Annotated in this window: 18 protein-coding genes; 17 read left to right on the top strand and 1 reads right to left on the bottom strand. The window is 42.1% G+C overall.

The annotated features are described in order from the left end of the window. Nucleotides 1-175: 175 nt before the first annotated feature. The 7 genes from SM123_RS09510 to SM123_RS09480 all read left to right on the top strand — a co-directional run bounded on the left by SM123_RS09510 (nt 176) and on the right by SM123_RS09480 (nt 8138). The gene (locus SM123_RS09510; protein ID WP_320909496.1) at nt 176-2305 is read left to right on the top strand and encodes an ATP-dependent Clp protease ATP-binding subunit; all 2130 of its coding nucleotides are present in this window, start codon (nt 176-178) and stop codon (nt 2303-2305) included. 225 nt (nt 2306-2530) lie between these two features. Continuing rightward, complete coding sequence (locus tag SM123_RS09505; RefSeq protein ID WP_003009969.1) at nt 2531-2776, top strand: hypothetical protein; 246 nt, start codon at nt 2531-2533, stop codon at nt 2774-2776. Nucleotides 2777-2932: 156 nt separating this feature from the next. Beyond that, nucleotides 2933-3259 (top strand): preprotein translocase subunit YajC, encoded by a 327-nt coding sequence (gene yajC / locus SM123_RS09500; protein ID WP_003004444.1) that lies wholly within the window; start codon nt 2933-2935, stop codon nt 3257-3259. A gap of 154 nt (nt 3260-3413) precedes the next feature. Further along, nucleotides 3414-4163, top strand: coding sequence for an undecaprenyl pyrophosphate synthase (locus tag SM123_RS09495; RefSeq protein ID WP_049474435.1), 750 nt, complete (start codon nt 3414-3416; stop codon nt 4161-4163). A 9-nt stretch (nt 4164-4172) separates the two neighbouring features. After that, a complete protein-coding gene (locus SM123_RS09490; RefSeq protein WP_320909495.1) occupies nt 4173-4976 on the top strand; it encodes a phosphatidate cytidylyltransferase in 804 nt (267 codons plus the stop codon). Between the two features lie 36 nt (nt 4977-5012). Beyond that, nucleotides 5013-6272, top strand: a complete 1260-nt coding sequence (gene rseP, locus SM123_RS09485; protein ID WP_049482393.1) for an RIP metalloprotease RseP — start codon at nt 5013-5015, stop codon at nt 6270-6272. A 15-nt stretch (nt 6273-6287) separates the two neighbouring features. Beyond that, nucleotides 6288-8138, top strand: coding sequence for a proline--tRNA ligase (locus SM123_RS09480; protein WP_227038366.1), 1851 nt, complete (start codon nt 6288-6290; stop codon nt 8136-8138). A 54-nt stretch (nt 8139-8192) separates the two neighbouring features. Here the strand turns inward: SM123_RS09480 and SM123_RS09475 are convergent, their stop codons facing one another. Continuing rightward, nucleotides 8193-8744: a hypothetical protein gene (locus SM123_RS09475; protein WP_023919523.1), complete on the bottom strand. Its 552-nt coding sequence runs from the start codon at nt 8742-8744 to the stop codon at nt 8193-8195. Between the two features lie 477 nt (nt 8745-9221). Here SM123_RS09475 and SM123_RS09470 point away from each other — a divergent pair, with 477 nt between their 5' ends. The 10 genes from SM123_RS09470 (at nt 9222) to SM123_RS09425 (ending at nt 22973) form a co-directional block, all read left to right on the top strand. Then, nucleotides 9222-9509: a WXG100 family type VII secretion target gene (locus tag SM123_RS09470; protein ID WP_003016069.1), complete on the top strand. Its 288-nt coding sequence runs from the start codon at nt 9222-9224 to the stop codon at nt 9507-9509. A gap of 140 nt (nt 9510-9649) precedes the next feature. Continuing rightward, on the top strand, nt 9650-12673 hold the full coding sequence (gene esaA / locus SM123_RS09465; RefSeq protein ID WP_320909494.1) for a type VII secretion protein EsaA: 3024 nt from the start codon (nt 9650-9652) through the stop codon (nt 12671-12673). Further along, entirely contained in the window at nt 12670-13125 is a 456-nt protein-coding gene (essA, locus tag SM123_RS09460) for a type VII secretion protein EssA (RefSeq protein ID WP_024054630.1), read from the top strand. Before esaA ends, essA begins: the two co-directional genes overlap by 4 nt. Then, nucleotides 13126-13368 (top strand): EsaB/YukD family protein, encoded by a 243-nt coding sequence (locus tag SM123_RS09455; RefSeq protein WP_003013697.1) that lies wholly within the window; start codon nt 13126-13128, stop codon nt 13366-13368. Between the two features lies 1 nt (nt 13369). After that, entirely contained in the window at nt 13370-14659 is a 1290-nt protein-coding gene (gene essB / locus SM123_RS09450) for a type VII secretion protein EssB (protein ID WP_320909493.1), read from the top strand. 3 nt (nt 14660-14662) lie between these two features. Next, nucleotides 14663-19063: a type VII secretion protein EssC gene (gene essC / locus SM123_RS09445; protein ID WP_320909492.1), complete on the top strand. Its 4401-nt coding sequence runs from the start codon at nt 14663-14665 to the stop codon at nt 19061-19063. Between the two features lie 14 nt (nt 19064-19077). Continuing rightward, nucleotides 19078-19446: a hypothetical protein gene (locus tag SM123_RS09440; RefSeq protein WP_118397317.1), complete on the top strand. Its 369-nt coding sequence runs from the start codon at nt 19078-19080 to the stop codon at nt 19444-19446. Between the two features lie 3 nt (nt 19447-19449). Then, nucleotides 19450-21627, top strand: coding sequence for a hypothetical protein (locus SM123_RS09435; protein ID WP_320909491.1), 2178 nt, complete (start codon nt 19450-19452; stop codon nt 21625-21627). A gap of 1 nt (nt 21628) precedes the next feature. Next, nucleotides 21629-22591, top strand: a complete 963-nt coding sequence (locus SM123_RS09430) for a hypothetical protein (protein ID WP_118397323.1) — start codon at nt 21629-21631, stop codon at nt 22589-22591. After that, nucleotides 22578-22973: a hypothetical protein gene (locus SM123_RS09425; protein WP_320909490.1), complete on the top strand. Its 396-nt coding sequence runs from the start codon at nt 22578-22580 to the stop codon at nt 22971-22973. The genes SM123_RS09430 and SM123_RS09425 overlap by 14 nt, the downstream gene beginning before the upstream one ends. Nucleotides 22974-23167 lie beyond the last annotated feature (194 nt).

Here is a 23167-nt window from a genome sequence, read left to right as displayed (position 1 = left end):
AATATGCTATTTCCAGAATTAAGACAACTAATTGATAAAAGGAAAATAGAACTGTTAGCCTGTAGGGCTATTATTAAATAAATGAATTAAAATTATGTAAACAATCGAATGGCAGCCAATTGGTCTGCTAATTTTCAAGAATGAATTAAAATTATGTAAATTAGAGGTATACAATATGAATAACAACTTTAACAATATGGATGATCTTTTCAATCAACTAATGGGAAATATGGGTGGTTTTCGTTCTGAAAGCCGTCGTTACATGATCAACGGTCGTGAAGTGACACCTGAAGAATTCGCTATTTACCGCCAAACTGGTCAACTTCCAAATGAAGGAAGCGAGCAAGTGCAACACCATCAAGGTAAAGGAATGAAACAAGATGGGATCCTTGCAAAACTCGGTCGCAACTTGACCGAAGAAGCTCGTGAAGGAAAATTGGATCCGGTCATCGGACGTAATAAAGAAATTCAAGAAACTGCTGAAATCTTGTCTCGTCGTACCAAGAACAACCCTGTCCTTGTAGGGGATGCCGGTGTTGGTAAAACAGCAGTTGTAGAAGGTTTGGCACAAGCTATTGTGAACGGAGATGTTCCAGCTGCTATCAAGAACAAAGAAATCATCTCGATTGATATTTCTGGTCTAGAAGCTGGTACGCAATACCGTGGTAGCTTTGAAGAAAATATTCAAAATCTGATCCAAGAAGTCAAAGCTATGGGAAATGTCATTCTCTTCTTTGATGAAATCCATCAAATCCTTGGTGCAGGTAGCACAGGTGATGGTCAAGGATCTAAAGGTCTTGCGGATATCATCAAACCGGCTCTTTCACGTGGGGAATTGACAGTCATTGGTGCAACTACTCAAGATGAATACCGTAACACCATCTTGAAGAATGCGGCTCTTGCTCGTCGTTTCAATGAAGTGAAGGTTAATGCTCCATCAGCTGAAGATACGTTCAAGATTCTTCAAGGGATCCGTGATCTTTATGAAAAACACCACAATGTCATCTTGCCAGATGAAGTTTTGAAAGCAGCGGTTGATTATTCGATCCAATACATTCCACAACGTAGCTTGCCTGATAAGGCCATTGACTTGCTCGATGTAACAGCTGCTCACTTGGCAGCCCAACATCCAGTAACAGATGTTCATGCTGTGGAACATGAAATTGAAGAAGAAAAAACCAAACAAGAAGAAGCTGCGGCTAAAGAAGATTACGAAGCAGCTTTGAAAGCAAAAGTTCGTATCGAAGAACTTGAAAAGAAAATTGAAAACCATACAGAAGACCATAAGGTAACTGCAACAATCAACGATGTGGCTGAATCAGTAGAACGGATGACTGGTATTCCAGTGTCACAAATGGGTGCAACTGATATCGAACGTTTGAAAGATATGGGTCACCGTTTGCAAACCAAGGTTATCGGTCAAGACAAGGCTGTTGAAGCAGTGGCACGTGCTATCCGTCGGAACCGTGCAGGATTTGATGAAGGAAACCGCCCAATTGGGAGCTTCCTCTTTGTAGGTCCGACTGGTGTCGGTAAGACTGAGTTGGCTAAACAATTGGCTCTTGATATGTTCGGAACCAAAGATGCCATCATCCGTTTGGACATGTCAGAATACAGCGACCGTACAGCTGTTTCTAAATTGATTGGTACAACAGCTGGTTATGTTGGTTATGATGACAACAGCAATACTTTGACAGAACGTGTTCGCCGTAACCCATACTCAATCGTTCTTCTTGACGAAATTGAAAAGGCGGATCCTCAAGTGATCACCCTTCTCCTCCAAGTTTTGGACGATGGTCGTTTGACAGATGGTCAAGGGAATACGGTCAACTTCAAGAACACTGTAATTATCGCTACTTCAAACGCTGGATTTGGTTACGAAGCTAACTTGACAGAAGATGCGGATAAACCAGAACTCATGGATCGTTTGAAACCTTACTTCCGTCCAGAATTCTTGAACCGTTTCAACGCTGTCATTGAATTCTCACACTTGAGCAAGGAAGACCTTTCTAAGATTGTTGATTTGATGTTGGTAGATGTCAATAAGACCCTTTCTAAGAAAGAAATCGACTTGGCAGTGAGCGATGCAGCTAAAGAATACATGACTGAAGAAGGTTATGATGAAGTGATGGGTGTTCGTCCACTCCGTCGGGTAGTTGAACAACAAATCCGTGACAAAGTCACAGACTTCCACTTGGATAACTTGGATGCCAAACATCTCGAAGCAGACATGGAAGATGGTGTGCTTGTGATCAGAGAAAAAGACACAAAGAAGGAAGAAAACGCTGATAAACAAGCAGATTAAGGCGAATTAGTTTGTGAAAAATAGAGACTGCTATCATATAGCAGTCTTTATTTTTTCTTCCCACCTGGGGGAAATTATTCGCCGTATAAGGCCAAAATCCTCCTATTTGGGGCAAAAAAACATCAATAATTAGTGAAATTAATCCAATTTGAGCAAAATTATTAATAAATAAAGAAAATAAGTATATAATCTATACAAGAATAAAATTTGAGGAATGGAAGTAAGATGAGCAATACAATTGATATCTACTCAACTCCCGAATACAGAAAAGTGGAAGCCGTTGTTCAACTGATGGTTGACGGTCGCTTGACGAGCTATCGTGTCGCAACTGAAACAAACATCAGCAAAATGAGCCTAGCGACTTTGACGAAGGGAACGAGTAAAATCAAAAATATTACCTATCAAACGGCTTTGGCCTTGATTGATTGGTATGATGAGAATCATGAAAAGTATGGCATTACGATTGACTAGTCAGTAGCCCACTTTTCGTGGTTTTTTTCTTTTTCATCAAAACGTGCCTCTTCTCTGAGACTGGAGTCTGATTTTACTTGAAGAGGATGGGAAAACTTGAAAAGACGGGCGAAATTTGATATAGTATAGCATATATGAAAATTAAAGGAGAAACATATGCAAGGCGGAAGTTTGCTAATTATGCTCGTTCTTATGGTCGGTTTGATGTACTTCATGAGCCGTAGCCAAAAGAAACAGTATCAAAAACGGATGGAAAGTTTGAATAAACTTCAAAAAGGAAATGAAGTCATCACGATTGGTGGCTTGTACGGAACCATCGATGAAGTCGATACAGATCGCAAGACCGTTGTCTTGGATGTTGATGGTGTCTACCTGACCTTTGAATTGGGAGCGATCAAAACAGTTCTTCCTGTATCAGAAGGAATCTCAGCTACTGCTACAGAAGGCGCTAGCTCAGATGCCGATTCAGCCATCGAAGAATAATCATCAAAGAAGAGGCAAAGGCCTCTTTTTTGGTGGGCAAATAGGACGATGTGATGAAGGAAAGCCTTGCTGGTTCAAAAAAGAGGCCAGAGTCCCTATTTTATGGGGATTTATGGTATAATGAAGCGATAAATATTGAAATAGGTAGAAAAACATGTTTCGTTTTAAGAAAAAAGAAAAAATCGAGATACCTTTAGAAGTCCCGAAACACATTGGGATCATTATGGATGGCAATGGTCGCTGGGCGAAAAAACGGATGCAACCGCGCGTCTTCGGTCATAAGGCGGGGATGGAAGCTCTCCAAGAAGTGACGATTGCAGCAAAAAATATGGGGGTTCAGGTCCTGACTGTCTATGCCTTTTCGACCGAAAACTGGACACGCCCTGAAGATGAAGTCAAGTTCATCATGCACTTGCCGGTCGAGTTTTATGATCGTTTCGTCCCCGAATTGCATCGCAACAATGTCAAGATTCAAATGATCGGTGATACCAAGAAATTACCAAAAGAAACGCTGGAGGCTTTGGAAAGAGCAGAAGCGATGACCCATCTCAATACAGGCTTGATCCTGAATTTCGCGCTCAATTATGGTGGGCGTGCTGAGATCACTCAGGCTGTGAAGCAGATCGCCCAAGAGGTCTTGGATGCGAAGTTCAGTCCAGAAGATATCACAGAAGAGATGATCGCAGATTCTCTCTATACTGAGAGTTTGCCACGCGTCCTAAGGGATCCGGATTTGATTATCCGTACCAGCGGAGAGATCCGTTTGAGTAATTTCCTTCCTTGGCAGGCTGCTTATAGTGAGTTGTATTTCACGGATGTGATGTGGCCAGATTTTGGAGAGGAAGCACTACGAAGTGCCATAGTAGAATATAGCCATCGCCATCGGAGATTTGGTGGTATTTAGGAGAAGATGATGACGAAAGATTTACAAAAACGTGTGATTTTTGGAGGAATTGCCCTGCTCTTTTTCATTCCAACAGTAATGGTTGGAGGGGTGTTCTTCCAGATTGTGATTGGCTTGATCGCCATGCTTGGGGTTCATGAATTGCTCAAAATGAAGGGGCTTGAGACAGCGATCTTTGAAGGAGCGCTAGCCATGTTAGCGGCCTTCGTCCTGACTTTGCCGATCGAGGACTACCTTCCTTACCTTCCAGCAGATGGCAATATGATTGCCTATGGTCTGGTTGTCTTGATTCTCATGGGGACAACTGTTCTTGCTCAGAATTACAATTATGAAGATGTGGTCTATCCCATTGCCTCTAGCTTTTATGTTGGACTTGGTTTCCATTCTTTAGTGGATGCGCGAATCGCTGGTATTGATAAGGTCTTATTGGCCCTCTTTATTGTCTGGGCTACTGATTCAGGTGCTTATCTGGTAGGAAGTCGGTTTGGGAAACGCAAGCTCATGCCTGCGGTTTCTCCTAATAAAACGATTGAAGGCAGTCTTGGGGGAATCTTGTCTGCAGTTGCGGTAACTGTGATCTATATGATCGTGGATCGTTCTGTGGCGGGTGGACATGGTTTTCTTGCGATGATCTTCTTTACCATCCTCTTTAGTATTGCAGGTCAGTTTGGAGATCTGGTAGAGAGTGCGATTAAACGCCACTTCGGTGTGAAAGATTCTGGGAAATTTATTCCAGGACATGGTGGTGTTCTAGACCGCTTTGATAGTTTGATTTTTGTCTTTCCCTTGATGCATTTCTTGGGCTTGTTCTAAGACAGAAGAGATAGAAAGGAAACCACGTATAGAACGATGCAGTTTATTGCCTTTATTGTTATTTTTGGAGTGATCGTTCTCGTTCACGAGTTTGGTCATTTCTATTTTGCAAAAAAATCGGGCATCCTGGTGCGAGAATTCTCGATCGGGATGGGTCCAAAGATCTTTGCCCATATTGGTCAAGATGGAACAGCTTATACCATTCGCATTCTACCTTTAGGTGGCTATGTGCGTATGGCTGGCTGGGGTGAGGACACAACTGAGATTAAAACCGGAACGCCTGTCAGCTTGACGCTAAATGAGGCTGGTAAGGTCGTCCGGATCAATCTTTCAGGAAAGAATCTGGATCAGACAGCCCTTCCTATGAATGTCACCCAGTTTGACTTTGAAGACAAACTGGAAATTACGGGCTTGGTTCTCGATGAGACCAAGACCTATAGTGTTGATCATGATGCGACCATCGTTGAGGAAGATGGGACGGAAGTGCGGATTGCACCGAGAGATGTTCAGTATCAGAATGCCAGCATTTGGGGACGGTTGATCACCAACTTTGCGGGTCCTATGAACAACTTTATCCTCAGTATTGTCGTCTATTCACTCTTAGCCTTTATGCGCGGTGGTGCGATTGACTACTACAGCAACAATGTTCAGGTGGCACCTGATGGGGCGTTGGCTAAGGTCGGTGTCAAAAGCAATGTTCAGATCCTTCAAGTCAACAACGACACCGTTAGCAACTGGGATGAGCTGACAGACGCTGTTGAGAAAGCAACCAAGGACAGCAAGACGGCTCCTGAATTGACCCTGAAGGTCAAGACAGACGGCCAAGAAAAAGAAGTCAAAGTGAAGCCAACTAAGTCAGGGAATCGTTACTATTTGGGTGTGACAAATGGCCTCAAGACAGGATTTGTGGATAAACTCTTGTCTGGTTTTACAGATACCTGGAATACAGCGACACGGATTTTGGGAGCTTTGAAAGATATCATTTTCCACTTTAGTCTCAATAAACTGGGTGGACCGGTTGCTATCTACAATGCCAGCTCACAAGCTGCTCAATTAGGGATTCCAGCAGTCTTGTCTCTTATGGCCATGCTCTCTATTAATATTGGGATCTTCAATCTAATCCCGATTCCAGCTTTGGATGGAGGAAAAATCTTGATCAATTTGATCGAGGTCGTCCGGAGAAAGCCATTGAAACAAGAAGTAGAAACCTATATGACACTTGCAGGTGTAGCTGTAATGGTTATTTTGATGATTGCTGTCACCTGGAATGATATTATGAAATTATTTTTGAAATAGAAAAGGATATTGTCCATGAAACAAAGTAAAATGTTGATTCCAACGCTTCGCGAAATGCCAAGCGATGCTCAAGTCATTAGCCATGCTTTGATGTTGCGTGCAGGTTATGTTCGCCAAGTATCAGCTGGTGTCTATTCGTATTTGCCACTAGCTAATCGAGTGATTGAAAAAGCAAAAGGCATCATGCGCCAAGAATTTGAAAAAATTGGAGCAGTAGAAATGCTTGCTCCAGCCCTTTTGAGTGCGGATCTCTGGCGTGAATCTGGTCGTTACGAAACTTACGGGGAAGACCTCTATAAGTTGAAAAACCGTGAAGGCTCTGACTTTATCTTGGGTCCAACCCATGAAGAAACCTTTACAGCTATTGTGCGCGACTCAGTGAAATCTTACAAACAATTGCCATTGAATCTCTACCAAATCCAACCAAAATACCGCGATGAAAAACGTCCACGGAATGGTCTTCTTCGGACCCGTGAGTTCATCATGAAAGATGGTTACAGTTTCCATGCTAACTATGATAGCTTGGACGTAACTTATGATGAGTATAAGGCAGCTTATGAGCGGATCTTCACCCGCAGTGGCATCGACTACAAAGCCATCATCGGTGATGGTGGTGCCATGGGCGGAAAAGATAGCCAAGAGTTTATGGCTGTTACACCTGCTCGTACAGACTTGGACCGTTGGGTTGTTTTAGACAAATCGGTGGCTTCCTTTGATGAGATCCCAGCAGAAGTCCAAGAAGAAATCAAAGCAGAATTGTTCAAATGGATGGTTTCTGGTGAAGATACCATTGCCTATTCAAGTGAATCGACCTATGCTGCCAACTTGGAAATGGCTACCAATGAATACAAGCCAAGTAACCGTGTCGTAGCAGAAGAAGAAGTGAAACGCGTGGAAACGCCAGGTGTCAAATCCATTGATGAAGTGGCGGCCTTCTTGAATGTTCCAGAAGAAGCGACTATCAAGACTTTGGTTTACATTGCAGATGAAGAGCCAGTTGTTGCCCTTCTCGTAGGTAATGATCAGCTCAATGAAGTGAAGTTGAAAAATCACCTCGGAGCAGATTTCTTTGAACCTGCAACCGAAGTGGAAGTGAAAGAATTATTGGGAGCTGATTTTGGATCTCTCGGTCCAGTTGATCTTCCTGAAAATGTTAAGATTATCGCAGACCGCAAGGTCCAAGACAGCCGTAATGCAGTAGTCGGTGCCAATGAAACAGGCTACCACTTAACTGGTGTCAACCCAGGACGTGACTTTACTGCAGAATACGTCGATATCCGTGAAGTTCGTGAAGGCGAAATCTCACCAGATGGGAAAGGGGTCTTGAACTTTGCACGCGGGATCGAAATCGGTCACATTTTCAAACTCGGCACACGCTACTCCGCTAGCATGGGAGCAGATGTCTTGGACGAAAACGGTCGTGCAGTTCCAATCATCATGGGCTGCTACGGAATCGGTGTCAGCCGTCTTCTTTCAGCTGTTATGGAGCAACATGCACGCCTCTTTGTCAATAAGACTCCAAAAGGGGAATACCGTTACGCTTGGGGGATTAACTTCCCTAAAGAATTGGCGCCATTTGATGTGCATTTGATTCCAGTCAATGTCAAGGATGAAGCAAGCCTTGCTTTGACCGATCGGATCGAAGAAGCTTTGGTGAATAAAGGCTACGAAGTCTTGGTGGATGACCGAAATGAACGCGCTGGTGTCAAATTCAGCGATAGTGATTTGATTGGACTTCCAATCCGCGTAACAGTTGGTAAGAAAGCAGCTGAAGGCATCGTTGAAGTGAAAATCAAAGCGACAGGAGATACCATTGAAGTTCATGCGGACAATCTCCTTGAAACTCTTTCAATCTTGAACAAATAAGAAAAAGCTTTCTGAGCTCTCACCAGTGTGGTGATGAAACTCAGGAAGCTCTTTTTATTTTTCTTCTTTGAGGCCTTGATCTTTGAAATAGGTAAAGAGATCTTGAGGTTTGCCATTGAGGTATTTCTTGAACTCGGCTCTTTCTTCCTCCCCTTGATCCCCGTAGATGGAAGCAAACTCATCTTTCTTGATTTTTGAGAAGTCAGCTTGTAAGACCTTGGCATAGGATTGTTTATCTTTCGAAATTTGAATGCGGAAGCTAAGACCAGGCTTGCCATTTAAGCTTTTATAGATATCGCTATGTTCTAATTCTTCTTGGTAGATTTCCTTTAACTCGGAAAGATCCATGTCTTGCAAATCTGAGGAAATGGGTTCAAAACTAAGAAAAGTAAAAGAGACAATTTCATCTTTTTTGTAGCCGATTTGAATTTTGTTTTGGTGGTGATCGCCGAGGTCACTAACAAAGGTCTTGTTTTGGACTTGCTCCTTTTTGGTTTGAGTGGCCTCTTGCTTGGAAGAAGCGTTAGTAGTCCCTTTGCCTTGTTGGCCTTGGCTACAAGCGGTAAGAGCTAGTAGACAGACAGAGACAAGTAGAAATTTTTTCATATATACTCCTTATAGGTTAATGGTGTTCGATCTTGTATGAAACAAGTTTTGAACAGGTTTCATTATACCATAAAAGTTTTAAAAATGAAAAAATATACAAAAGTCATCGAAATTTGCTTTTAAAAACACCTAAAATCAACAACTTTTATCTATGTGTTGAGTTAATATAAAAGGACAGAGTGTCTTCTTTTCTTTCCATAAATAATACTAGTTGGAGACTACTGGGGCAAGGAATTCGGGAAATATATTACAGTTTTATGACAAAATGTTACACAATTGTAACAAAGTTACAATGTTTTATCAGTTAGTCCTCTAAACTTGACATTCTGGCAATATTTCATTAAGATATTTTTAAGTAAATAATACAAACAGGGAGAAAAAGGTAAAATATACAGTTATCTGGCATTTTACTAATTCGTACTAAAATGTATTGTTTATGAAAAAAATATAAGGGTATCAGCCCAAAAGGAGAAACATATGGCTCAAATTAAATTAACTCCAGAAGACCTACGTGCTTCAGCACAACGTTATGCACAAGGTTCTCAAGAAATCGATCAAATCCTTACTACTTTGACTCATGAACAACAAGTCATCGACGCAAACTGGGATGGATCTGCATTTGATAGCTTTGAAGCACAATTCAACGAATTGTCTCCAAAAATCAAACAATTCGCTCAATTGTTGGAAGACATCAACGGTCAATTGATCAAAGTTGCTGATATCGTTGAACAAACTGACCAAGATATCGCTGCACAAATCCACTAAGATAACTAAGATAGTCTTGGAGGTGATCTTACTTCTTGTAGGTAGATCACCCTTTTGTCTTTTGATATATAGAAAATAGGGGTTAGATTCTTAATTCCTAACCCCTATTTTGTATCTATGAATTAGAAAAAGGAAAAGGTATGGAAGTTAAAAATAAAAAATGGTTAAAATACATCGGTCAGAGTGCGGTTGTGCTCCTTTTGATGGGATCTGTCGTGGGTCTTTATACGACGGTTCAAAAGGACCAAAAGCAAAATGAAGCCAAGACCGTGCAAACAACGGAAAACACTAAGCTCAACATTGCGGTTGTCAATGAAGACAAGGCGGTCAAGCTGAATGATAAAGAATATAACCTTGGGGCTAGCTATGTAAAGAATATCGAACGGGATAATTCACAAAACTGGTCTGTACTCCCTCGTGGAGCCGCTGAGTCAGGGCTTGCAGATGGCAAGTACCAATTGATGATTGTCATTCCAAGTGACTTCTCAGAGAAGGTCTTGGAAGTGAACGCGGTTAATGCAGAGAAGACAACGGTGACGTATAAGGTCAATGCGGCTGGAAATTCTCAGGTTGAAAACGAGGCCAATAAAGTCGCTAAAGATATCGTTTCAGACTTGAATAGCCAGTTGGTTGATATGTATATGGTCAGCATTTTGAGCAACCTTTATACAGCTCAGAAGAACGTGGAAACAAGTAACAAGATCCAATCGACCAACATTGGTTCTTACCGGAGCAACTTGCTGGATTCGGCCTTAGATTCCAAGAATATCTTCCCAAGTCTCTATAGCTTGTCTACGTCATCTGTTGAGTCGAACAATGCCTTGAAGACAGTCCTTGAGTCTTATACACAGGCTTTTGATCAATTGACCCAATCTCAGGATCAGTACGGTCAAAACTTCGACACATTGATCAAGCAACGCTCTGAGGATAAAATTAGCCATGAAGAGTTCATGAACCAGCTGATGTCTATGAACCAGTCTGTTGTCAGTGAAAAGACCCAAGAGTTGTATAAGAATCTACAACAAAACCAAGAAGCAATTACCAAACAATTGAGTCAACCAACTGAAACAGAAGGAGATGCTTCAGGTACTAAGACCTATGCTGGCTTGACAAAAGATGTGAATGATCGTGTGGCAGACCTCGAAAAAGGGATCAAGGCAGAACGCGACAAATTAGATGAGCACGAAAAGAACATCGAGTCTTCTGTAAAAGCGAAGATCTTTGACTACTATGGGCTAAAAGAAGGAGACAAAGTCACACTTCGTACCTTGCTTGGAAAGAAAAATATAGAAACCATCAGTAAGGCACGTGATAAGGCAGATGCGGACATTCGTCAAGCAATTGAAAAACTTCCGTCTTTAGATCCATCTAGTCTTAATCTGAATAAGTATGGAAATCTCAACGCAGCGATTAATTTTGATAGTGCTTTTGCTGGAACGAAGGGGCAAGCAAAAGGGAACGCCGATGACTTAAAACGATTGGCTGCAGAAGTGGATGCCAAATCAACGGCAGTTGCGGATGTCCTTAATGCTAAATCTGGAAAACAGAAAGTTAGTATTCATGTCCCTGCAGGGGTCAAGGTTGATACTTGGACCTATGATGGACAGACTTATGCAGGCAGTGGCGAGCAGGAAGTCGAACTGAAAGATGGCAAACAAATTCAAATTCACCTCGCTGAAGATGGGGGAACTATGCCAAGCACGATTGATGTTGAAGTTCTTGTGAATGGAGTTTCTTCAACCAGTGTGACCGTATCTGCAGAAGATTTGAAAACAGCTGTCGCTAACTATGCATCGAAAGCTAGTGAAATCGCCTTGGATTATCAACGCGCAGGAGCATTGATCGATGCCTACTATCCAAAAGATGAAAAGGGAGATCGTCATTCGCTCTATGATCCGATCGAAGATATGGATTTGACAAACGCTTTGGTTGATATCGTGAAGGCTGCTGTTTCAAGTAACCTAAAGGACTACCGTAAGAGTATTGAAACGGATGAATCTGGGGATGCAACGAAGAGTGTGAAAGCCCAGTTAGATGGTACACTCCAACAGTTGCAAGACTTGGGACCACAATTGCAGGCCAATCTTCAAGCAATCGAAAATACTAACAAAGATCTAACCCAAAATATCAACGATCAATTGGCACAGTATGCTGATCTTCAAAAACGCTTAGAAGCTATCTCATCTGCACAAGAAACAGTGACACAGGCTCAAACCAAGACCGATGCAGATTTGACAGCCCTTGGTTCTGAATACACGTCATTATTGAGCTCGACAGAAGGTGTTAAGAGCTCATCTCGTAGCAATGTAGAAGCTGCTAACTCTACCAATGAAATCTTTAGCCAATTGAACAAAGAATTGGAAAAAGCCCAAGGCAATACAGAGAAATTGTCTAGCAATGCAGAGAGCTTGATGGGTGAATTCGACAAGGAATTGTCTGAAAATGGGAACTTCGTCGAAGCCTTCCGTAAGGTCTTCAACAATGCCTATGAAAACGGAGTGCCGAATGAAGTCTTGCTCGACTTCTTGTCAAATCCAGTTGCAGAGAAATCTTCTTCTGTGAAAGCGACTATCAACGTCTACCGTCCATTTATCTGGATCTTTATGTTGGAAGTCTTGAGTCTCTTTACAGCTTATCTCTTTGCGACTCAACCAATCATTCGCAAGGTTAAGGATCGTTTCAAATTGGATCGTTTGCAAGAATCAGATCTCTTGTCTGTCGGTGTCCTTGTGGGACTTTCTCTCATCCTTGGACTGGTGATCGGAATGATTTCAAGTATTCAACTCTCTGTTGGTCGTGAATATGTACCTTCATGGGTGTTCTTAGCGGTTCTAGCAAGCTTTGTCTTGGTACAACTACAATACCTTCTCTTGAAACACTTCCGTGTGATTGGAATGGGACTGGCCTTCTTCATGTTGATCAGCTATGTCTACCTATCAAGCGCGATCGGAACGACCGCGACCTTGTCAGGCCTTCCAGCACTGGTGAAAAATGTCAACCTCCTTTCTATTTTAGAAGGACAGTTTGCGGGTTACTTTGATGGACAAACAGCCGGTATCGGCGTCTTCTTCGGATTGTTGGTCTTCTTCGGACTTTTGGCGGTTGCCAATATCTTCATTCCTAAGAAGTTTACTCAAACAAAGGAAATTGAATCAAGCTTATGAAAAAAATGATGTATCTTCTCTTTGTCTTAAGTCTCTTGCCAGCGGTTGTTGTTTCTGCAGATGATTTTATTGATAATCGTCTGCAGGTCAACAACTCACGTCTTGAGACAGAGCAGGAAAAGACACTTGGGGGCCAATTGGATGCGACTGAGTCTCTTTTCAATGAGAAGGATCAGAAAAAATTAGCAGATGAAAAACGCAAGCAAGAGAAACAATTGACCGATTCAGACGGCCAGTTGTTTTCTGCTATAAAGGGAAAGAAAAAAACGGGGCCTGAAGCGGACCTGTTCCAGCCTGAAAATCAAAAATTATCTAAATTCGAGTCCAATGTGGAGGACAATTCGGCCAGCTTGTCGGATTTTATTCCAGCCTTGCAAATGCTGGCTTGGAGTGCCCTTCTCTTTGGGATTGCTGGCTATATTTCCTATCGAATCTATAGAAAAGAGGCCTAGATGGACCAACATATCAATGTCACCTTCCGTATGAATGGTGCAAGCCATGACCTCCGAATCCCAACACGGATGGAGGTGCGACGCTTGATTCGGGAATTGGATCAGATCTTTGGGTCTGCCATGGAACCTAGAAGCAAGTATCAGTTGCGCGTGGTAAATAAGGGCATCTTGCTAGATGAAGGCAAGGTGGTACAAGAGTATCCGATCACGAGTGGTGATCTGATCGAGATTGAGGAGTGGTAAGGTGAAAGAAGAACAATTTACACTGGAAGAACAAGTCTTCCGTTTTGAAAAAGAAGAAACGAGCTGGCGGCTGGACCTTAAGCGTTCAGAAGTGGATAGCCAGGATTTACGCAATTTATGGATTTTGGATCTCCATCATCCCTTGTTTTTAGAGCAAAGCATGACAGCTGATCAAGACCAGATTCATCTGACCTATCAGACAGATGCGCTAGGATTGAGTGCTGAAGAAATCCAAGAATTACCCGTGTCAGACCGTCTGCGTCTAGCTATCAATGTCTTGGATTTGGCGCCAGCCTTGGAGCTTCCGGTGACCTTTATGTTGCATCCTATCAATTTGTTTGTGACCAAGGATGCGCAAGTCAAGATCGCTTATCGCGGAGTGCCGGGGATGATGGTGCCACGCAAGTGGGATCAGGTTGAATTCTTGCGTCAGGCCAAGTGCTATGCGGTCACTCTTTTTGGGGACTGGGATTTCATGGAACTCTATCAAGGGACACTCGAATTAGAAGATCTACCTGATTTCTTGGTGGAAATCCGTGATGCTGCTAGCTTAGAAGAGATGAAAGCCCTCTTAGAGAAAGCGTACAAAGAGCGCAAAGAAGAGGAAGAAAAGACCTTGACCTTGGTTTCAAGCCGTCAACACCGAATCTTTAAGTTGGCAACCGTATGGCTTTCCGCTGTAGTGGCTCTCTTACTCTTGCCTTGGATCTATTTGGTCTTTTTCCAAGCACCCTTTAAAGAAAAGTTACTTCAAGCGGATACTGCTTTTCTTAAAGTAGACTACACCGGTGTGATCGATGAGTTGGAAGGAGTGGCTCCAAGCAGTCTTCCGATGACGCAGAAATATGAGTTGGCAACGTCTTATTTGCAAGGCTTGAATTTCTCAGAGGATCAAAAGAAGGTCATCCTCAATAACGTCACGCTCAAGTCAGACAGTCTCTATCTCCACTACTGGATCTATATCGGCCGTCATGACTTTACCCAAGCGCTGGATACAGCCAAGCGGATCGACGATTCAGACTTGATTATCTATGCCCTTCGTAAAGAAATCAAGGCGACACGTGATAGCGAAAAACTCTCTGGTGAACAGCGCGAGAAGAAACTCTCTGAGCTTGAGGGTGAATACAAGAAATACTGGGATGCCCGCTCTAAACTCTTGGAAGCAGAGAAGGATGAAACCAAAGCTTCCACTAGCAGCTCAACAACGGCTTCGTCTACAGAAGGTTCCTCAACAGAAAGCTCGTCTTCTACAACTGCAAGCTCGACTGAGTCTAGCGAACACAAGGAGTAGTCTATGAAAAAACGTATCATACTCTATAAAAAAGGTTTTCGCTATGAGCTAGCGCTAGAAGAGGGAAAAACAGCGACCGTATCGAATCAAGAAACAGCTCAGTTGACCCTGGCTTCGCAAGAAAATCCCCTTCATTTCCAATGGAGTCAAGGGGAAATCTTCTACCAGTATGGGGAAGACAAGGGCGTGCTCGAAAATAGCAAGATCCTTGGAGATGTGGTCTGCTACTTGGCGACAGGAGAAGTCCATGCCTATGAACTGCTAGACAAGGAAGAAATTCTCGTAGCAGATGAAAAGGGTGCGGATGTGCGCTTGCACTATCCAGTGCGCTTTCTCCTTGTAAAAAAAGAGCAGACATGGACTTGTCAGCTCTTATCCGGAAAACTCTACCATAACCACAAACTCGTCAGTGAAACGACTTTTCCACTGGCCTTTGGGGATGAACTGGCTATTGGAGATGTGACCTTTAAGCTCTATCCAGAAGAATTTGGCGTGGAAGGGGCTGTCGAAGTGAGTCCTTATCTAGTGCCGCGTTTGCATTCACGCTATGACTTCTACAAGGACTATCCAGAGTACCACCGGTCTCCGCGAATTATCTACCGGAGTTCGGAAGACAAGATCTTGATCAATCCACCGGGAGCGGAGCCTCAAAAGCCATCGGATGAACTCTTGAAGTTGATCATGCCACCCCTCATCATGGTTGGGGTAACCCTCTTGATCACCATTTTCCAACCGCGGGGACTCTATATCATCGCGACGGTATCCATGTCTGTGGTCAGTGTGATCTTTTCGGTACAAGGCTTCTTCAAGAATCGTAAGAAATACAAAGAAGACAAGAAAGAGCGCGTGGAGCTCTACCATCTCTATCTCAAGGACAAGGCCAAGGACTTGGAACAGCTATCTCGGAAGCAGCGAGAAGGTATGTTTTACCATTTCCCAGCGATTGAAGACTTGACCAAGATGGTCAAACGTTATGACTCGCGAATCTACGAAAAAACACCGCTTCATTTTGACTTTTTGGCCTATCGTTTGGGCTTGGGCAAGGTTCCAACCAGCTATGAGCTCAAATATGGTCAGGAAGAGCGCAGTGGGAAGAAAGATGCCTTGGAAGAAGAAGGTTATGCCCTTTTCCAAGCTCATCAAAAAATCGACAATCTTCCGATTGTAGCCAGTCTTAATCGGGGACCTGTCGGGTACGTCGGCCCTCGTCCCATCGTACTAGAACAGTTGCAACTCCTGGTTGCCCAATTGGCTGTCTTTCATTCTTACCATGATCTGACCATTATTCCGATCATTCCAGAAGAGGAAAAAGAAAGCTGGGATTGGATGCGCTGGTTGCCTCATGCGACTCTGCAAGATATGAATGTCCGTAGCTTTGTCTACAATCAGCGGACACGCGATCAGGTCTTGAACAGTCTCAACCAAATCCTCAAGCTCCGCAAGGCGCAAAAAGAGGAAGAAAAAGCCAATGATACCAAGATCTTCCACCCTCACTATGTGGTCCTCATCACCGATGAGACCTTGATTTTGGACCATGTCATCATGGAGTTCTTCCGTGAGGATCCGACAGAGCTCGGCTGCTCCATTATCTATGTGGCAGATGTGCTCTCATCTCTTTCTGAAAATATCCAAACCGTTATCTCTATCAAGGACCGCAACCAAGGGCAATTGCTCTTGCAAGAAGGGGTTCTTCGGGAGCTTGACTTCCAATTGGATCACTTCCCTGAAGGTTATGACAAGGAAGCCATCTCGCGTGGCCTTGCCCCACTGAAGCATATCCAACAGCTCAAGAGCTCAATTCCAGACTCGGTGACCTTCCTTGAAATGTACCAGGCGGAAACTTTCAATGACCTTAAGGTCTTGAGTCGTTGGGAGAGCCATGCCCCTTACCAAAGTTTGGCAGTGCCGATCGGTCTGCGCGGGAAGGACGATTTGGTCTATCTCAATCTCCATGAAAAAGCCCATGGACCACACGGTTTGATCGCAGGAACAACCGGTTCTGGTAAGTCTGAGACCATTCAATCTTATATCCTAAGCCTTGCTGTCAACTTCCACCCACACGATGTGGCTTTCCTCCTCATCGACTACAAGGGTGGGGGAATGGCCAACCTCTTCAAGGATCTGCCTCACTTGCTTGGGACCATCACCAACTTGGATGGTGCCCAGTCCATGCGGGCCCTAGCCTCTATCAATGCGGAGATCCATCGTCGGGAGCGTCTCTTTGGTCAATATGGGGTCAACCATATCAACCAATATCAAAAGAAATTTAAACTCGGTGAAGCGACCGAACCGCTTCCTCACCTCTTCTTGATCAGTGATGAGTTCGCCGAACTTAAGGTCAACCAACCAGACTTCATCAAGGAATTGGTCTCTATCGCGCGTGTCGGGCGTTCCCTCGGGGTGCACTTGATCCTTGCGACACAAAAACCTTCTGGGGTCGTGGATGACCAGATCTGGTCCAACTCCCGCTTCAAGCTAGCCCTCAAGGTGGCAGACCGTGGCGACTCTATGGAGATGCTGCGGACAGCAGATGCGGCCGAGATCACTCAGACCGGTCGTGCCTACCTCCAAGTCGGGAATAACGAAGTCTATGAACTCTTCCAAACCGCTTGGTCTGGAGCAGACTACCAGCCTGAGAAGGACCAGCTAGGGATCGAAGACCATACCATCTACTTGATTAATGAACTGGGCCAATACGAAGTCCTCAACCAAGACCTCTCTGGTCTTGATATGGCAGAAGAAATCAAGGAAGTGCCGACAGAACTGGATGTCATCGTACAAGAAATCAATCACCTGCACCAACAAGAAGGCATCGTAGCCGTGGCCCAACCATGGTTGCCACCGCTCAAAGAGCGGATCACGCTGGATGAGTTGGACAAGGTCGTGCCGATCGAGGCTTGGCAAAAACGGACAGCTCCAAACGTCCTGATCGGGGTCGCCGATATCCCGCAAGCGCAAAAGCAAGAAGCTGTTGCTATCGATCTGTCAAAAGATGGGAATATCCTCCTTTACGGAAGTCCAGGTACAGGAAAGACCACTTTCCTCCAGACAGCCACAATGGATCTGGCTCGCAAGCAAAGCCCAGAAAATCTGACCATGTACCTGCTTGATTTCGGAACTAATGGTCTAGCACCCTTGACTCAATTGCCACATGTGGCCGATAGTCTCTTGCTGGATCAGACGGAGAAAATCCAGAAATTCATCCGGATCATCAACCGCGAGTTGGATCGTCGCAAGAAGCTCCTCTCTGAGCATGGTGTCGGCACCATCGCCCTCTACCGTGAAGTGACTGGCAAGCAAGAGCCAACCATGGTCATCCTCATGGATAGCTATGAGTCTATGAAGGACGAGCCTTATGAGACAGATCTCTTCAAGCTCTTTATGCGGATCTCTCGTGAAGGTCTCAGCATCGGTGTGCACTTGATCATCACAGCTAGCCGTCAAAACAACCTACGGGCACAGCTCTATTCAAACTTCAAGCACCAGCTGACCTTGCCACAAAATGATATCTCTGAAGTCCGCGGTATCGTGGGAGCAACCCCACTAGCGTCTACGATGGAAGACATCAAGGGACGGGCACTCATGAAGCGTGACGAAGTCGATGTCGTCCAGTTTGCCCTACCAGTCGCAGGGGACAATGATATCCAAATCATCAACAATCTCCGCGACCAAGTCCAAAGCCTCAAAGAGATGTGGACAGGCCGCACCCCAGCAGGCATCCCAATGGTGCCAGATGAGTTGACAGAAGCAGCCTTCTACGGACGTGAGGATGTAGCATCCTTGCTGGATGAAGGAAAAGTACCACTCGGATTGGATCTGGAAACAGTTGAGCCTGTGACATGGGATCTCAAGAAAGGTAACCTTCTCTATCTGACAGATAAGGAAGAGCAGATGACACAATTCGTCGAACAAATCGCTCGTAGCAAGCAAAAGGTGATTGTGTTGGCGCCATCCTTCAATGAATTGCCAGAGATGGAAGGTGTGACGATTCTCTCTACGAAGGAAGACTATGTAGCTGGAATCAAGAAAATGGAAGAAAATATCCAATTGAGATTGGAACAGCAGAAATCGCAACATGAAGCAACGATTGTGCTATACAATCAGCTAGAACTTATGAATGATCTAAGTATGGATCTGCAATCTAGTCTGAACTATGTCCTTGAAAAAGGGGCGCGTGCAGGTTATGCTACAGTAGCCATGAGTGGCAGTCAGTTGAATCGAAAAATTGACGAAGTATCAAAATCTATCAAACTCTATAAACAAGCGATCGTGGCCATGCGGATTACAGACCAAAGTGTCCTGAATGTTATTAATCGACCAGTCCGTGAAGAACCACTTGATAGCCAGGTGAACTACTATGTAGAAGATGGATTTGTAAGAAAAGTGAAAGTATTAATGAAATAGAAGGGGGATGAAGTATGGGGAAAGCAGCCATAATTGCATCTATGAATGAAACAAGTCAAGCTATCTCAACACTAAATGCAAAAATTGCTAAATTAACTGAAATAAAAGGATCTTTAGAATCGTTTCCAACAACCGTCAACTATGTGTTAATTAACGATGAAAACATTAAAAGTAATTATAATATAGCAGGTGCGAAGTATTCAAAAGACACAAGTTTTGAACAAGATTTATTAAAGAACATTAAACGAGATTTTGATACAAAGATAGATAATGTTTCTGAGAAGGTGTCTAATAAGATTCATGAGTTAGAGAGTCAAAAGTTTGGATTAGAAAATAAAATGAATTTGTTACTTAATCAACTGTTGACGACAAAGGAGAAATAAAATATGAATGATGTTATTAAAGTTCATGATTTACCCGCAATAGGACGTTATGCAAAATCAATCCAACAATTTTCGAAAGAAGTTGAAGCAGCTGCTAGTGAAACGGAAAGGCAGTTCAATTCTAAAACGGGAAATGGGAATGATGAGGCTCTAGCGTTAGTAGCTTTTTTTGAGCGTTTAAATATTTTGCAGAATCTAGTGTTTCATAGATATCCAAAGTATATGGAAAATTTTGCAAGTAGTGTTTCTCACTTTGAAAGTAGTGTAAGTGGAGCAGGGTTCAATAAGGAAGCTTGGACAAGTGGATCTGGTATGCAAGATTTAGTGAAAAAATTGACAGATGAGGGCTCAGATAGTCAGTTATTCGCAATAAAGGATACTATTAAGCACCTACAAGAATTGTTTGACAGAGCAACTTCTGCTCTGGGGATTGAGAATGAAAGTTTAGAGCCAACAAAACAAGCAGCTGAAGGAGGTTTGGCAAATTCTAAAGATTCACGACAAAAGACTCACAATCAGATTCAAACGTCGCATGATACTTTTAATGCAACATTATTTGAAGTTATGTCAGATTTAATGGGGATGAGCAAAGATATTGAAGAAGCAGAAGCAAAACTTGCGGTTGCACCGGATGTTGTGTTGGCTTCCATTGTCAATAAAACTCTTACATCTGATAAAGCTTACTACCTTGATGCGGTTCAAACTAAAGCAGATGCTGAAATTATGACCGTGATTTTAAGTGAAGGTGATGATAAAAAAGAGTTTTTCACGAAATTAGCAAATGTGAAGACGAAGGATTCTAGTTTGGAAGTGTCACAGATTATTGTAGAGCGTTTAATGTATGAGGTTAATCATCCAAAAGAAGATGGAAGTGTACCAAATTTATCGATTTTTATGGAGGTTCTGACTCAACGAGACCAAGAAAGTGTAAAGGATTATTCATTAAGATTGTCTGCAGCATCAGAAGCTACAGGAGGAGCTTACAAGGTTCAAGCTGACGATATAATGCCAAAATTTCCTCCGCAAGGTTCTCCACGAGAAGCTTATGATGAATATTTTAAAAAGAAGAATAGCAAAGAGGTCCGTAAGGCATTATTGTCTTTAAATAACAAGGTGGAATGGTATGAAAAACTAAATAGCCTTTTTATGTATACCGCTATTAATGAAATGGGGGAAGGTAAACCACAAACTCTTCAAGAACCTAAAATCAATGGTGGCTATGAAACCAAAATTTATCCCTCCTTACAAAAGGCTTTCTTTCACAAGGATAGTTTTAAATTAACAAAAGGAAAAGATGGTAAAGGATTCTCATTCTCTGTAACTCAAACACTTCCTGGTATTAAAAAGGTTAAAGCAGATATTATAGATGAAAAAACAGATTTGAATATTCAAGGGAATATAGATAAAATTAAAGATTTAACTCTTGAAAAAACAATGCTTTTTCCAAAAACAGTGGCTAATACAATGAAAGATTTAGCTAAGTTATATGCACCTGCTGGAGTTTTAATAGGAATTGTTGAGACAGGTATGAGTGAAGACAAAGATATCAAAAAGCTCATAGACAGTGGAGAAACAGTTTCTTCCTCAAAAATTTGGAATGATACGCCTGTAGATAAATACACTAGTAAAGCGGAGGGCGCTTTAAATATCTCTAAAAATATTTACGATTATTTTGATAAAAAAGAAAAATATGATAAAGAGATCAAAAATTTGAAGAACGACAGTGAGGCTGAGTTTTGGCAATATGGTGGGACATCATTCAAAGAGGAGGGGGCAAAGAGTAACAGTCGATACGTCAGCCCAAGCTTTGATGTGGAAGCCTATTTGAAACAACGAGATTTAGAGAAAAATGGCTTACGAACTTATATAGCTGAGACGGCTATGAAAAATGGGGAGGATCCGTATATTGCGTTACAGAATTTTAGTAAAGCAGTTAATAAGAGTAAGGCGAGTGGGGCGTATGATGCAGAACTGAAGGGGCTTTTAAGTGGTGAAGGAGATCGTGATTATCAAATAGAGACAATCCCATTTAATAAGTTGTTCAGTGGATTAAAGGATGCAGAAAGCTCTATTAATGGTGGAAATAATTACGAAAATGGAAGTTCATATTTCACACGAGATTCCTATCGAAATTGGTCTTATTTAGATTATGTGACTGGAGTAGGTCAAGGAGGAAGTTGATATGAATAGAATAATAGAAAATAAACGAATATTTAAATTTATAGTCATTAGTTTGTTTCTGCTACTGTTAATTGTGATAAGCACATTAGCCTTTAAAAAAAATTATAAAAAACCTGAAAGTGCTGAATACTCAATTGAAAAATTTTCAAAGGTCGAAGATGCAGTTTACTTTTTTGGAAATCAACGGAAATATGTACTGTTAAATAATAACTCTGATTTTAATTTTGGTGGTGGGCGATTTGCTTATACGACAGAACGAAAAGTGATGACAAAAAAGGATGGTATCGATGTAACTGATGAAAAACGTATGCCAAAGTCAGATTATTGGAGACTTCGTCTATATGATTACAGCACAGAGAATTTAGCTGTTATACAAGTGGATTTGAACAAAGCAGTTGAAGAATATCGAGCAGATTTCTATCCTATTCGTTTTTCAATTTTTACCTATCATAATAATCCTAAAAACACTATTAATATAGATGTGAAAAATAAGAAAGGTATTTTTAAAACTTTCGTCTTGAATATTAATACTGGGAAAGTTGAAGGGGAGTTCAAAGAACGCTCAGATAAATATGATACCGTACCAAATTTTTATTACACAACATTAGGAGAGTATGTTAAAGGGAAGGGATATTTTGTAGATCATAATATTACCACTATTAGTGACTTTCAAAAAGAAGGTAAAAATTTGAATACAAATATCAATCTATTTAAGGACTATCCAGAAATTGAAGAGAAAATAAAAGATGATTGGATTTTTGAACCACAAGAACAATATGTGACACCAGAGGAGTGGTTTAATAAGGTCCTTTATTGGATGGCACCTCAGGGTGAAGAAAAGCTAACTATTTATGGTGTAGATAAAAAGGGTCAGGTATCAGATATTCCTATCACTACCTATGAGGAATACCAAGCTTGGATTCAAAAACAAGAATCGGAAAGGAGTAAGGATGAAGCGGATTAATCCAGAAAGAATTAAGAGTATCAAAGCGAGCATGAATGCATCCACAGATGAAATGTCAGACGGTGTTAAATCGTTAATTGAAGCTCCTGTAACAGGAAATTTTGAAGAATGCGTTAAGTTAACAAAAAAATCGATGGGTAACCTGGTCAAAACTGTAGATTCTTTGGATGCATATTTAAATAGTGTTGCCGATGCTTTTGCCAAAACGGATGCTAGTTTAGCAGCTTCAATTGATGGAGGGCTTTATAGTGTACCACCAAAGCAGACGTGGCAAGAGAAGCAAGAAAGCTATATTTCAGAGGGGAAAAATTTATCAGATAGATATAATCGTAGAAAATTAGTAGATGTTTATAATGGTCAATATAATGATTTTCCATCGTAATCAACCTTATGGATTACTAAAATAATCACATTATTGGTAAAATTTTTGTCTTTTTTAGGAGATTGATTTTTTAAAAAGAAATTTATTTTTTTGATTTAAACTTACTTTTTTCTCGTTTTGTTTTAAAGAATAGTAAGTAAAATGTGTAGAGCGAAAAATTACGTACAAGGGAAAACCACGGTTCTCTCTTTTAG

Source organism: Streptococcus sp. S5 (genome assembly GCF_034134805.1).
GTDB classification, from domain to species: domain Bacteria; phylum Bacillota; class Bacilli; order Lactobacillales; family Streptococcaceae; genus Streptococcus; species Streptococcus lingualis.
The sequence above is the reverse complement of the archived record's forward strand: the minus strand, read 5'-3'. Positions and strand labels throughout refer to the sequence as shown.